The organism is Natronorubrum aibiense, assembly GCF_009392895.1.
Lineage (GTDB): Archaea > Halobacteriota > Halobacteria > Halobacteriales > Natrialbaceae > Natronorubrum > Natronorubrum aibiense.
This window is the reverse complement of the sequence record NZ_CP045488.1, coordinates 2113569-2126944: the sequence shown is the minus strand read 5'-3', so window position 1 is coordinate 2126944 and position 13376 is coordinate 2113569. Positions and strand designations below refer to the sequence as shown.

Genomic DNA, 13376 nt, shown 5'->3' with positions numbered 1-13376 from the left:
GGACTTATGCGTCTGAGTGGCTTGATGCAGACAATGAGCGACCGGACAGAACCGTCAAACACGGCGTTCTGGGCAGCCGACGACAGCCAGACGGAGCCGCAGTGGTGCCAGACGCTCGTCGAGACGATGGAGGGCGGCGTCTTTCGACTCGACACCGACGGTCAGTTTGTCGCAGTCGACGACACGCTCCTCGAGCTAACGGGGTACGCCCGCGAGGACCTCCTCGGCAACCCCGTTACGATGCTGCTATCGGGCATCGAGATGACGGGATTCGAACGAGACGTCCGAGACCAGCAGCGAGCCGCCGGCGACGTCGCCACGCTCGAGTACCCACTCCGGACCGCCGACGGAGTGGCCGTGCCCTGTCGGCTCCGAGTGAATCACGTTCGGGCGGATGGACAGCACCGTGGCGCTGTGGGCGTCGTCCGAGCGGTCGACCAGTCGGACAGCGCTCGACCGAGCAGCTCCCTGACGGACACGGCCTTCGAATCAGCTATGCAGACCCTGGATGAGGCCGACGTCGGCGTCTTCGTCCTCGACGAGGAGCACAACGTAGCGTGGATCAACGAAGCGACCGAGCGCTACTTCGGTCTCGACCGGGCTGCCGCTCTCGGTCGCGATAAGCGACGGCTGATCGAGGAGACGATCCGAAATCGGGTCGCTGACCCGGACTCCTTCGCGGACACCGTCGGTGCCACCTACGACGACACCGACTACGTCGAACGCTTCGAGTGTCACGTCACCCCCGGTAACGACCGCGAGGAACGCTGGCTCGAGCACCGGAGCAGGCCGATCGAATCCGGCCCCTACGCCGGCGGCCGAATCGAACTCTACTACGACGTGACTGAACAGCGCCGCCGGGTCTCCCAGTTACGGCGGCTGAACGAAGCCGTTCACGAGTGGATGGGTGCGAACAGCCGCGAGGACGTCGCCAAGCGAGTCTCGCAGGACTTGCTCGATATTCTCGGACTCGAGATCAACGGCGTCTTTCTCTACGACTCGGAGACCGACCGTCTCGAGCCGGTCGCCTGGTCCAATCCCGCAGCGACGCTGTTCGGAGACTTGCCGACGTTCGCGGAAGGTGAGGGAATCGCTTGGCAGGTCTTCGAGAGCGGCGAGCCATCGATCTACAGCGACGTCAGATCCGATCCGGACGTCTACAATCCGGAGACACCGATTCGAAGCGAACTCTGTCTCCCGATCGGTGAGCACGGTATCGTGATCATCGGGTCGGAGACGCGAAATGCGTTCGACGAGGGCGACCGCTCGCTCGCCAAAATCGTCGCCTCGAGCCTCGAGGCGACCTTCGATCGGCTGCATCACGAACACCGTCTCGAGCGCGAGTGCGTCCAGACTGAGGAACTGCTTCGCACGGCTCCGGTTGCGATTTCTGTCACCGACGCCGACGGTGACGTCCTCTTGGTCAACCGTCGTGCACGGGAGGACTACGGGCTATCCGACGACGCGACGCTCGCGACGCTCGCCGCCGCCGATGAGTGGCGGGTCACCGACGCTTCGGCACAGCCACTCGCGCCGGACGATACCCCGGCCGCTCGCGTCCGGGCGACCGGCGACCCGGTTCTCGACGAGGAACTCGTGATCGAGGCCCCTTCGGGTGACCGGACCTGGCTCTCGGTGAACGCTGCGCCGGTCACCGAAAGCGACGGCTCACTTGCGCGCGTGATCGCCATCGCCGAGGATATCACGGCTCGGAAGGAAGCCGAACGCGACCTCGAGCGCCACAAGAGCGAACTCGAGACGGAGTTGAGCGAGATCCTCGGGCGGATTTCGGACGCGTTCTACGCGCTCGACGAGTCGTGGCGGTTCACCCACGTCAACGAGCGCGCCGAGGAACTGCTGGGCTACTCGAGCGACGAACTCGTCGGAGAACGGGTCTGGGACGTATTCCCCGGCGGGACGCGATCCGAGCTCGTCGATCGATACGAGGAGGCGATGGAGACACAGGAGTCAATCTCCTGGGAGCGATACTCACAGTCACTCGACCTGTGGATGGAAATCCACGTGTATCCCTCAGAAACGGGCCTGTCGGTGTATTTCCGAGATATCACGGCCCGAAAGCGACGGGAACGACAACTCGAGCAGTACGAGCGGATTATCGAGACCATCGACGACGGGATCTACGTTATCGACGAAGACGGGCGGTTTACGGCCGTCAACGACGCGTACACTTCGCTCACCGGCTACAATCGAGACGAACTGCTCGGCGCTCATGCGTCGCTCGTCGCCAGCGAGGACGTGATCGGGCACACGAAGCAGGTGCTCACCGACGACAGCGAGTCGTCGACGATCGAGACCACACTCGAGACGAGAGACGGAACGCAGGTCCCGATCGAAGTGACCGTCACGGGAATTTCGATGACCGAAGAGATGGCCGGAAATGCGGGCGGCAGCACCGCGGACGTCGTCGATCACGACCGCAACGCCGCTCAAACTGAGGACGCGGCGACCGGCTACCAGCGAGCAGGGATCGTCCGGGACGTCACCGACCGCCGAAGGCGACAGCGACGACTCGAGGCGAGCGAACAGCGCTATCGAACCCTTGCGGAGAACTTCCCGAACGGCGTGGTCGCCCTCTTCGACGACGAACTCCGCTTTACTGCCGCCGGTGGCCAACTCATCGGCGAGCTCGGGATCGATCCGGGGAACGTGATCGGACAGACGATCTACGAGCGGTATCCGAACGACCTCGCCGCGGAGGTCGATCCACACTTCCGGGCCGCACTGACGGGCGAGGAGCGAACCTTCGAGATGACGTCCCATGGTCGAGATCTGCTCGCGTACACCCTCCCGGTCGAGACCCCCGGCGAGATCACCACGGGGATGTTCGTCGTCCAAGACGTCACTGAGCGCACGGAGTACCAGCGCAAACTCGAGGCGTCAAACGAACGCTTAGAACAGTTCGCCTATGCAGTCTCTCACGACCTGCAAGAGCCCTTACGGATGATCTCGAGTTACCTCCAGTTGATCGAACGTCGCTACGAGGACGTCTTGGACGACGACGGACTGGAGTTTCTCGACTACGCCGTCGACGGTGCCGATCGCATGTCGGCGATGATCGACGGCCTGCTCGAATACTCGCGGGTCGAAACGCGAGGTGACGAACTCGAGCCGGTCGACCTCGAGGCCGTCGTCGAGGACGTTCGAGAGACGCTGGCGTTTCGGATCGACGAACAGAACGCGACCGTGACAACGTCGTCGCTGCCCCGTGTTCGCGGAGACACGGGACAGCTGCGCCAGTTGTTCCAGAACCTCCTCTCGAACGCGCTCGAGTACAGCGGCGACGAGCCACCGCGGGTCCACGTCTCGGCCGAGCGTGATGGCGGCGATTGGGTCGTCTCGGTCAGCGACGAGGGAATCGGCATGGACCCCGACAAGACTGATGAAATATTCGAGGTGTTCCAGCGGTTGCACACATACGAGGAACACCCGGGGACCGGAATCGGGCTGGCGCTGTGTCGGCGAATCGTCGACCGCCACGGCGGCGAGATCTGGGTCGAGACCGAACCCGGCGAGGGGACGACGTTCTCGATGACGCTTCCAGCGGCTGATCGGAGCGCATAACTGTGTGGGCTGTTCACACGAGGATCCAACAGCTATATATCTGATCGCCTATTCGTCCCAGCAAAGCGGTGCACGACGTGATTCCGACTACTACCTGTTCGGATCGGCAGTTGTTCGCCATATCGCTCGTCTGCTTCGCCGTTGCCGGCACGACCGGTGGCGCCGACGCACTCGTCCCGACCGCCGGGGCGACGGCAGTCGCGATCGCTGGCGTCTACTGTGTCGCTCAGTATGCAACTCGAGTCTCGCGACGAACGCTTGCCCATCTCGCACTCGCGCTCTGGGCCGTCTTCATCGCCGTTGCGGGTGTGCACATGCTAGGGCTGGAAACGGTTGGTGCGACCGTTCCGGGTCCCGTTGACCCCGTCGTCAGCGGGCTGCTGGCGGTCACGTGGGCGACGCTGCTCTCGGCCGGCTCGACGACGGCGTTTCTCGGCTTCCGGGAGTATGGAGCCACGTCGAGCGCCGACACGCCCGAAGAACAGATTCTCGAAGGCGAGACGTCCGACTACTCGACTCGATAACTGACCGCGATTCCTTCGCCAAGGGGCACTACGATCGTTTCGAACGCCGGATCAGAGCCGACGCGCTCGAGATAGTCGGCGATCCCTCGAGTATGCTCGTTGACGTCTTCGGGCGTTCCGCCGTCTGCGATCTCGAGTAGTTTCTCGAACTGGATCGGACCGGCGGTGATCGCGTTGTCCGCGACGACGACGCCGCCGACCGGCACCTTCTCGCGGATGGCCTCGAAAGCGTCGACGTACCGGTGTTTCTGGTGGTCGATCAACACGACATCGAACGGGCCGTCGTAGCGCTTGACCGTTGCCAATGCATCTCCCAGTTCGTACCGCGCGCGGTCGTCGTAGCCGCCTGCGGTCAGATAGTCGCGAGCCAACTCGAGTTCGTCTTCGTCGACTTCGGTGAGAACGAGTTCGCCGTCAGCGGGCAACGCCTCGGCCATCCAGTACGCCGAGTAGCCGTAGCCGGAGCCGAACTCGAAGATTCGCTCGGCGTCGCTCATGCGGGCGACGAACCGGAGAAACGCGCCGACCTCGGGGCCGACGTGGGGGAATCCCTCGCTGTCGGCGTAGTCGTCCATCTCGCGAAGCTGTTCGTCGGGATCCGGACCGACCGCCCGAATGAAGCGCCCGATCTCGTCCGAAAGCACGTCAACCATGACTGCGTCTACGGCGGCAATCACATCAAAGCCGTCGTCTCAGACGGTCTCCTGTAGTCACGACTCGCGGATCGCCGGCCTCGTTCTGGCGATTGGCGATCCATAGTTACAACAGTCCGTCTCAGGCGTCAGTGGGGCGCTCGTGTCGGCTCGCGTCGAAGTCACTGGGCTTTTCACGGCTGCCGACGGAGTGTGCGCAAACGGACATGAGTGTCGTTACGACAGCGCTTGCGGGTGTCGTCTTCGGACTCGCCCTCGCTGCACCGCCGGGACCGATGAACGCCATTATCGCCGAGGAAAGCGTCGTCAGCGGCTGGCCGGCCGGCTTTCGGGCCGGCCTCGGTGCGATGGTCGCGGACGTCCTCTTTTTCGTCCTCACACTCGCCGGTGCGATGGCCGTGATCGACCGCTATCCGATCGTCCGGCCAGTACTCTACTTCGCTGGCGGCCTGCTGATGCTGTATTTCGCCGTCGGCGCGATCGAAGAGGCCCGCGCCGCCACGTCGTTTACCGACGGCGGCCGCCACGAGTCGAACGGCTTTCGGAAAACGTTCGCGCTCTCGCTGACCAACCCCTACCAGATCGGGTTCTGGCTCACCGTCGGCGTCGGCTTACTCGAGTCCGGGACGCTCGACGTTCTCGCCCACGTCCCAGGCGCTGGTGCGGCGCTTGCTGGGGAACTGATCGTCCAGACCGGGTCGCCGGCGCTGCTCGCCGGATTCTTCGGTGGCATCGCGATCTGGATCGTCATTTATCCCGCAACGCTGGTCGCAGCGGGTCGACGCGTCGATAACTTCGCGCCCGCCGTCGCTGGCCTCAGCGCCGTCGTGCTGGCGGGGTTCGGGCTCCTCTTTCTCGTCGCGGGAACGGCACGAGTCGTCTGAGACGGTCGGCAGTCGAAAAGGGGCCGCTGTTAGGACGCGCTGTTATCCCATCGCCGCGATCTCGTCTTCGAGCCACTCGCGGAACCACTTCACGCGCTTCAGTCGCTGATGGGCGATGCTCTCTGCAGTCTCGCTCTGGACGCGCGAGGCGGCGTCGTAGCCGCGCTCTAAGACGCGGTCGACCATCTCGCCGGCGTCCATGTGAGTGCGTGCCTCATAGCCCATGCGCAACAGCATGAGCGCCGTGCCGTTCGCACCGACCTTATCGAGTAAGTCGGCTTCGATCAGACACTGCGTCTCGAGGGCGAGATCGGTCAGATCGCCCTGAAACGAGTGGTGTTCGATCGCTCGACACACCTGCTCGATGAACGACTCGGGATACCCGGCTCGGGACTCGAGGTATTCGCGAGCGACGCGAGCGCCAGCTTCGGCGTGGAGTTCCTGATCCGTCTCGAGTTTGGCCACGTCGTGAAAGAGAGCGGCGACGCGCGTGACGTCGACGTCCGCGCCTTCCTTGCGCGCGATCTCTTCGGACAGCGAGACCACGTTGAGGATGTGGTTGTGCCGGTACTCGGCGGAGTGCCAAGGGTACCAGCGCATGCGGCCACCTTCCTCTTCTTTCTCGACGCTAGCCGCGAGATACTCGAAGACGAACCCTTTCATCTCCTCGAACTCAGCATCGGTCACCCTCGTCTCTTTTATTTCGACGCCCACGAGAGATCCCTCCGCAGTAAACGAACGATAGTCATTAGCAGAATGTTCGGTCGTTTCGCTCTTTAGCCTTTGGTTCAGCATAGTTCTGCGCGAACATGATGGGAACACGACACGGCGCGCTGGCGCGTGTCGACGACTGCGCGGCCGATCGACCGATCACCCACGAATTTCCGTTAAAGTCAAACAGGCGGCTCGGGAAGTAGTGGTATGAGCAGCGAACAGGAGCAGGAGTCGATTCGATGTCTCGTCGCGAAAGTAGGGCTCGACGGTCACGACCGTGGCGCACACGTTATCGCCCGTGCGTTCCGTGACGCCGGCTTCGAGGTCATCTACTCCGGCCTGCACAAAGCGCCGGACGAGATCGTTCAGGCGGCCGTCCAGGAAGACGTCGACGTCCTCGGCATCTCGATTCTCTCGGGCGCTCACGACACGCTCGTCCCGAAGATCATGGATGGACTCGAGGAGTACGGCGCGAAAGAAGACACACTCGTCCTCGCCGGCGGCGTCATTCCGGATGAAGACCGCGACGAACTCAAAGAACAGGGCGTCGCGGCCGTCTTCGGTCCCGGGACGTCGATCGAAGAGACGATCGAGTTCGTCCGCGAGAACGCCCCCGAGCGATGAACGCGGACGACGCTGCCTTACTCGAAGGGCTGCTCGAGGGCGAACACCGGGCGCTGGCCAGAGTAATCTCGAAGATCGAGAACCGCTCGCCGGGGTACCGAGAGCTCGTGTCGGCGCTCTATGCCCATACCGGCGACGCCGACGTCGTTGGGATCACCGGCTCACCGGGAGCGGGCAAGTCGACGCTCGTCGACAAACTCGCCGAGACCTACCGAGAACGCGGCGAGACGGTCGGCGTGATCGCAATCGATCCGTCGTCGCCGTTTTCCGGCGGTGCGGTGCTCGGCGACCGTATCCGGATGGCGTCGTCGGTGGGCGACATGGACGTCTTCGTGCGCTCGATGAGTGCCCGCGGCACGCTCGGTGGCCTCTCGACGGCGACCGCAGACGCCGTCAAGGCGATGGACGCCTTCGGCAAGGACAAGATCATCATCGAGACCGTCGGTGCCGGCCAGAACGAGATCGATATCGTCCGGACTGCAGATACCGTCGCCGTGCTCGTCCCGCCGGGCTCGGGCGACGACATCCAGACGCTGAAAGCCGGCATCTTGGAGATCGCCGACGTCTTCGTCGTCAACAAGGCCGACCGGCCGGGTGCCGACCGGACCGTCCAGGAACTCCAAGAAATGATCCACCTCGGCAGCGGCGGTGGCCTCGGGGCTGGCGGAACTGGCCACCACGGCGCCGATGCGATGGGCGACGCCGACGACTGGGGCGACACGGCCGACGAGGAGCAGCGCTGGACCACGCCGATCGTCGAAACCATCGCCACGAACGGCGACGGCGTCGAGACGTTCATCGAGGAACTCGCGAACCACCAGACGTATCTGATCGACTCCGGCACCCACGCCCAGAAGGTTCGACAGCGCTATGCCGAGGAGATCCGAACCCTCCTGCGCGAGGACGTCCACGACATCCTCGAGGACGAACTCGCGGCCGCTGGCGGGATCGACGACCTCGCCGAAGCCGTCCGCAACGGCGAGACCGATCCGTACACGATCGCCGACGAACTGCTGACCCCCGTCGAAGACTGTATCGACGAACTCGAGGCCGGCGTCGAGAACACGTAGCGGATTTCTCGCCGGCAGATTCTGAACCCAAACCGCAGGTTGAAGAACGGTGGCGATCTACTGACAGGTATGAACGTCCGAACAGTGCTCGGTACAGCGGTCGGTGCCGTCGGCACGGCAGTCCTCGGGAACCGGCTGCTGGCGAACCGTGCGACTGACCTCGAAAACCCGATCGTCGGCGTCGAACGGACGTATCGCTGGCGTGGGATCGAGACGGCCTACACAGTCGCCGGCGACCCCAACGACCCGGACATGCTCCTGTGTCACGGGATTCACGCCGCCGCGAGCAGCCAGGAGTTCGCGTCGATCGTCGAGCAGTTGGCCGAACACTACCACGTGATCGCGGTCGATCTCCCCGGCTTCGGTCGCTCCGAGCGGCCGCCGCTGGTCTACTCGTCGATGCTGTACGCCGAGTTCATCCGCGATTTCGCACGCGACGTTACGGACGAGCCGATCGTCGTCGCCTCCTCGCTGACGGGCGCGTTCGCCGTCGACGCCGCCACAGAGAGCGAGTTCGAACAGCTCGTGTTGATCTGTCCAACCGACGAAACCGCCACTGAGCGGCCGTGGCTGCGAACCCTCGTTCGGACGCCTATCGTCGGGACGACGCTCTTTAATCTGCTCGCGAGCAAGCCCTCGATTCGCTACTTTTACGACCGCGACGGCTACTACGACGCGTCTCGAGTCGACGACGAGACGATCGAGTACGCCTGGCACAGCGCCCACCAGCCCGGCGCCCGCTACGCGCCCGCCTCCTTCGCGTCCGGCACGCTCGATCCCGACTTCGACCTCCAGACCGAACTCGCCGCCCTCGAGACGCCGACCACGCTCGTCTGGGGCCGTGATGCCGAACTCGTGCCGCTGCGTGACGGTCGGAACCTCGCCGACGCGGCCGACCTCGAACTCGTCGTGATCGACTACGCGACGCTGTTGCCCCACGCCGAACACCCCGAGAAGTTCGTCGAGTATCTGACCGCGGAGCTATCATCCGTCGGCGCTGACGGCGACCAACCGACAAAAGAGTAGTTCGTTTTAGACCGGACTGAACCCGATCACGCGCTTGCCTGTCGTCTCCGAAACCGTGATCTCGAGAGCGACCTCGAGGCCGGTCTCGATCGCGTCGAGATCGATGCCGACGACCTGTCCCGTAAGCGCCACGGGACCGAAGTCGGCGACGGCCGTCGCGTAGGGTGCGTCGTCTTCGAACGCCGGCGTCGGAACGTGCGTGACGGTGAACGTCTCGATCACGCCCGTCTCGGGCAGCGGAACTTCCTCGAGGTCCGTCGAACCGCAGTCGGGACAGACCCGCCGCGGCGGGAGCGAGCCGTGGCCGTTGGCACACTCGAGGTAGTACGCGTCGCCCTCTTCGGTGGCGTCGAGCCAGTCGTCGAAGCCGGCGTCTTGCACGCCGGTTTCGGGGTCCGTCATTCGACCACCTCCAGCACGTGAACCGTTGCACTGGCAACCGTCCCACCCGCGTTGTGGGCAACGCCGGTCGTCGCCTCTTCGACGGCCGAACTGTTCGGATGTGTTCCAGCGAGCAGTTTCGCGACCTCGGCGATCTGGGAGGCGCCGGTCGCACCCACTGGGTGTCCCTTCGCTTTCAGGCCGCCCGAGAGGTTGATCGGCGTCTCACCGTCGGCCGTCGTTCGACCGTCCCGAGCTGCCGTGATTCCCTCGCCGATCGGCTCGAGATCGAGCGCCTCGAGCGCCAGCACTTCGGCGATGGTAAAGCAGTCGTGGACCTCCGCGAGGTCGACGTCAGTCGCGTCGACGCCGGCGTCGGCGTAGGCCTCCGCGCCGGCCTCGCGGGCGGCAGGTGAGCGTGCGAGGTGCTCGCGGTCGTGGAGGGCCATGCGGTCGCCGCCCTGTCCGGTGCCCGTGATCGCGACGGGTGCCTCGAGGTCGTGTTCGTCGGCGTATTCCTCGCTCGTGAGGACGACGGCCGCAGCGCCGTCGGAGATCGGACAGGCGTCGTACAGGCCGAGCGGACTCGAGACCTGCGGGGCCTCGAGGACGTCTGCGACCTCGATCGCGCGCTGGTACTGAGCTTTGTCGTTAGTCAATGCGTTCTCGTGGTTTTTGACCGCGATGTGGGCCAGATCCTCGTGTTCGCCGCCGAACTCGTCGAAGTACGCTTGCGCCATCAGCGCGTACGCCCCGGGGAACGTCGTTCCGGCGCGGACCTCCCAGAGGTCGTCCGCGGCGATCGCAAGCGACTCCGTCGCGCCCGCCGTGCCGAGGTTGGTCATTCGTTCGGCACCGCCGACGAGGACGACGTCGTCTTCGCCGTTGCGGACGCGCATCACCGCGTCCCGAACCGCGGCCCCGCTCGAGGCACACGCAGACTCGTAGCGAGTCGCCGGTGCCTGGATACCAGCGGCTTCGGCCATCAGTGGCCCTTGATGGCCCTGATGTTCCGACAGTTCGCCCATGAAGTTGCCATAGAGGAGGGCGTCGACATCGTCACGCGGGACGCCACTGTCTTCGAACGCCTTGATACTCGCTTCCGCGAAGAGGTCCCGGCCGGTCCGTTCGGGAGTACTTCCGAACGGCGTTAACCCGACACCTGCGACACGCACGTTACTCATACACACGTCTAACAGGTCATCCCGTTAATACTCCGCGGTTGTGTCCACATCGTAAAAGACACACGTATCGGATACCTCGCGACGACAAACGCCGCCGCGCTTGCACGCGATTATCGCACGTTGACCGAAAACTCGTGTTCGTGGGCGACGGCGGCAAATTCGGCGAGCAGGTCCGCGACGGCGTCGAGATCATCGAGATCTAATACTTCGACGGGCGTGTGCATGTAGCGGTTTGGAACACCGATGTTCGCCGACGGAATCCCGCCGCGGGAGGTGTAAAAGGCGTCGGCGTCCGTCCCGGTTCGGTTCCCCGAGGCCTGTAGCTGCACGTCGATGTCTGCCGCGTCGGCGACGTCTCGGATAGCATCGACGAGGCGCGGATGGTTCGCACTGCCGCGGACGACGACCGGCCCCGCGCCGAGTTCGACACCCGTTTTCCGGGCCGACGGCGTTCCCGGCGCGTCCGTAGCGTGGGTCACGTCGACCGCGACGACCGCGTCGGGATCGAGGTCGAACCCGACCATCTTCGCCCCCTGAAGGCCGACTTCCTCCTGAACCGTCGACACGGCGTAGATCGTCGCCTCGAGGTCGCGTGCTGTCGCCCGGCGGAGCGCTTCCGCCGCGGCCCAGATACCGATTCGGTTATCGAGTCCGCGGGCCGCAATGCGGTCGTTCGCCAGTTCGGACACCGTCTGGTCGAACGTGATCGGATCGCCGCGCTCGACGAGTTCTGCCGCCTCGTCCGCGTCGGCAGCCCCGATGTCGACGTGTTGCTCGTCGATGTCGTCGATCGACTCGTCGTCCGCGTCGCGGAGGTGAATCGCGGCCTGGCCGACGACACCCGGAACCACGCCGTCGGAAGTGTGGACGCGGACGTGCTGGCCCTTCGAAACCGTTCGGTCCGAGCCGCCGATCGCGGTCATTCGAAGCATGCCGTCGTCCTCGATATCTCGCACCATGAAGCCGATTTCGTCGCCGTGGCCCGTCAGCGCGACCGACGGCTCGCCGCCCTCGACGACGGCGACGGCGTTTCCGTACTCGTCAGTTCGCACTTCGTCGACGAACTCCTCGACGTACTCGATCCACAGGCGCTGGCCCGCCGTTTCGAACCCCGAGGGTGTCGCGGTCTCGAGCAACTCATCGAGGAACTGTCGTCGCTGGTTGTCCATACGCGGCGTATTGTTCCTCGCAGTGAAAAATACGGCCACTCCTCGAGCGCTCGTGGCGTCGTGTGCAGCTAGCGCCAGCCGTCCGACCGCCGAGAGGCTACGGCATCTCGTGAACGGTCAACTCGACGGCTCGCTGTTGGCCTTCAATATCCGCGACTAGCCGTTCGACGACGGTCTCGGCTTCGGCCAGCAGCTTAGGTTTGACCTTCCGAACGACCCAATCGAGCGAGACGAACCGCGGCAGCGACAGCACGCTTTTGTCGGCCGAATACGGATCGTAGGCGGCCTCGAAGTAGATCCGACTCGCCGTCTCGACCCCATCGGGAGCCGACTCGGGCTCCGGTTCGACGCGCCACTCGCCGTGGGCGTGGAGGTTGTTGATCAGTTCCCACTCGAGGGAGTGGGGAGCGTCGATGCTGAGCACCTTCGAACGGGCAGTGTAGCTGAGCTTCCACCACGTCAGCCGGAGGTCGTAGACGGAGCCGACGCCACCGTCCCCGTGGACGCGAACCTCTTGTAAGTGGTCCGTGTACCGCGGGTAGTCGGTAAACGACTGGACGTAGGGAAACACCTCCTCGGGCGAGCGATAGGCGAGCGTACTGAGGAGAATTCGATCCACAGGGCCCGTACGACGGCTCGAAAAGTAAGAGTTGCCATCCGGACAGTTCAAGCGACGAACACGACTGGACAGAAACCGAGAGTCGGCACCTTCTATATCGCCCACTCGAAACGCCGGGATATGCGAGACGTCTGTATCGTCGGCGGCGGCGTCGCTGGCCTCGCCGCCTCGATTTTCACGGCGCGTGCGGGACTGGACACGCTGGTCATCGATAGCGGGGGACGAACTCCCCCGAACAGCCGGACACAGTCCAGCGACGGATCGATCCTCGAGCGCAACGCCAGCCTCGAGAACTACCCCGGCTTTCCCGACGGCGTCGACGCCCGCCGGTATCTGGACCTGACGCGCGAACAGGCCCAGACCGCAGGCACGACGATCGAACTCGGGCGCGTCACGCGCGTCGAGCCGGTTGACGAGTCCGATCTCGAGGCCGGATTCGTCCTCGAGACCGAGGGCGGCGAGCCACTCGATGCGCGGCGCGTGATCGCGGCCTCGTGGGCCGACAGCGAGTATCTCGTCCCGCTCGACGTCGGGCGCATCCAGCGCGGGAGCAAACACTTCGTCTCGGTCGACGACGCCGGCCGGACGGCCGTCGACGGCATCTACGCCGCGGGCCGACTCGCGAACGAGCCCCATCAGGCCATCGTCGCGGCCGGCCACGGCGCGAAAGTCGCGCTCGCCGTGATCCACGACTCCGACGCGAACTTCTATTACGACTGGGTCGCCTCCGAGGGCTACTTCACCGGCCGCGGGCGCGAGGTGCCGCCGGGCTGTGAGGAGATCAGCGACGAGGAACGGCGAAAGCGCGACGAACGGGCTCGAGAACGGATGCTCGAGGCGTTTGCCGAGCCGCTCGACGAACGGCCGACGATGCATCCGAGCGTCGAGCAGGACTAAGTCAGCCAGACGACGCAACCGTATCCTTTTGCTGACTGCGTGCGTCGAT

At 64.6% G+C, this 13376-nt stretch carries 13 protein-coding genes; 7 read left to right on the top strand and 6 right to left on the bottom strand.

Going from position 1 to position 13376, the window contains the following annotated elements; genetic code table 11:
- Positions 1-33: 33 nt before the first annotated feature.
- Together GCU68_RS10445 and GCU68_RS10440 are read left to right on the top strand one after the other, a co-directional pair.
- Positions 34-3582 carry a PAS domain S-box protein gene (locus GCU68_RS10445; RefSeq protein WP_152941380.1) on the top strand — a complete coding sequence of 1183 codons (3549 nt, stop codon included), beginning with the start codon at positions 34-36 and terminating at the stop codon, positions 3580-3582.
- Between the two features lie 68 nt (positions 3583-3650).
- On the top strand, positions 3651-4106 hold the full coding sequence (locus GCU68_RS10440; RefSeq protein ID WP_152941378.1) for a hypothetical protein: 456 nt from the start codon (positions 3651-3653) through the stop codon (positions 4104-4106).
- On the opposite strand, the gene GCU68_RS10435 is transcribed toward GCU68_RS10440, so the two are convergent.
- The gene (locus GCU68_RS10435) at positions 4091-4759 is read right to left on the bottom strand and encodes an O-methyltransferase (protein WP_152941376.1); all 669 of its coding nucleotides are present in this window, start codon (positions 4757-4759) and stop codon (positions 4091-4093) included. The genes GCU68_RS10440 and GCU68_RS10435 overlap by 16 nt on opposite strands.
- 206 nt (positions 4760-4965) lie before the next feature.
- Here GCU68_RS10435 and GCU68_RS10430 point away from each other — a divergent pair, with 206 nt between their 5' ends.
- A complete protein-coding gene (locus GCU68_RS10430; RefSeq protein WP_152941374.1) occupies positions 4966-5643 on the top strand; it encodes a LysE family translocator in 678 nt (225 codons plus the stop codon).
- A gap of 42 nt (positions 5644-5685) precedes the next feature.
- Here the strand turns inward: GCU68_RS10430 and GCU68_RS10425 are convergent, their stop codons facing one another.
- Positions 5686-6357 (bottom strand): HD domain-containing protein, encoded by a 672-nt coding sequence (locus GCU68_RS10425; RefSeq protein WP_152941372.1) that lies wholly within the window; start codon positions 6355-6357, stop codon positions 5686-5688.
- Between the two features lie 207 nt (positions 6358-6564).
- Here GCU68_RS10425 and GCU68_RS10420 point away from each other — a divergent pair, with 207 nt between their 5' ends.
- From GCU68_RS10420 to GCU68_RS10410, 3 genes are all read left to right on the top strand, one after another.
- Positions 6565-6981, top strand: a complete 417-nt coding sequence (locus tag GCU68_RS10420; RefSeq protein ID WP_152941370.1) for a cobalamin B12-binding domain-containing protein — start codon at positions 6565-6567, stop codon at positions 6979-6981.
- Positions 6978-8051, top strand: a complete 1074-nt coding sequence (gene meaB / locus GCU68_RS10415; protein WP_152941368.1) for a methylmalonyl Co-A mutase-associated GTPase MeaB — start codon at positions 6978-6980, stop codon at positions 8049-8051. The genes GCU68_RS10420 and meaB overlap by 4 nt, the downstream gene beginning before the upstream one ends.
- Before the next feature lie 69 nt (positions 8052-8120).
- Positions 8121-9077, top strand: coding sequence for an alpha/beta fold hydrolase (locus tag GCU68_RS10410; protein ID WP_152941366.1), 957 nt, complete (start codon positions 8121-8123; stop codon positions 9075-9077).
- A gap of 6 nt (positions 9078-9083) precedes the next feature.
- On the opposite strand, the gene GCU68_RS10405 is transcribed toward GCU68_RS10410, so the two are convergent.
- The 4 genes from GCU68_RS10405 to GCU68_RS10390 all read right to left on the bottom strand — a co-directional run bounded on the left by GCU68_RS10405 (position 9084) and on the right by GCU68_RS10390 (position 12430).
- Positions 9084-9479, bottom strand: coding sequence for a Zn-ribbon domain-containing OB-fold protein (locus GCU68_RS10405; protein ID WP_152941363.1), 396 nt, complete (start codon positions 9477-9479; stop codon positions 9084-9086).
- Entirely contained in the window at positions 9476-10642 is a 1167-nt protein-coding gene (locus GCU68_RS10400) for a thiolase C-terminal domain-containing protein (protein WP_152941361.1), read from the bottom strand. Before GCU68_RS10400 ends, GCU68_RS10405 begins: the two co-directional genes overlap by 4 nt.
- A gap of 110 nt (positions 10643-10752) precedes the next feature.
- Positions 10753-11811 carry a M20/M25/M40 family metallo-hydrolase gene (locus GCU68_RS10395; protein WP_152941359.1) on the bottom strand — a complete coding sequence of 353 codons (1059 nt, stop codon included), beginning with the start codon at positions 11809-11811 and terminating at the stop codon, positions 10753-10755.
- A gap of 97 nt (positions 11812-11908) precedes the next feature.
- Positions 11909-12430 carry an SRPBCC family protein gene (locus GCU68_RS10390; RefSeq protein ID WP_152941357.1) on the bottom strand — a complete coding sequence of 174 codons (522 nt, stop codon included), beginning with the start codon at positions 12428-12430 and terminating at the stop codon, positions 11909-11911.
- Between the two features lie 120 nt (positions 12431-12550).
- Between GCU68_RS10390 and GCU68_RS10385 the strand changes: the two genes are divergently transcribed.
- Entirely contained in the window at positions 12551-13327 is a 777-nt protein-coding gene (locus GCU68_RS10385) for an NAD(P)/FAD-dependent oxidoreductase (protein ID WP_152941355.1), read from the top strand.
- The last annotated feature ends 49 nt before the right edge of the window (positions 13328-13376 follow it).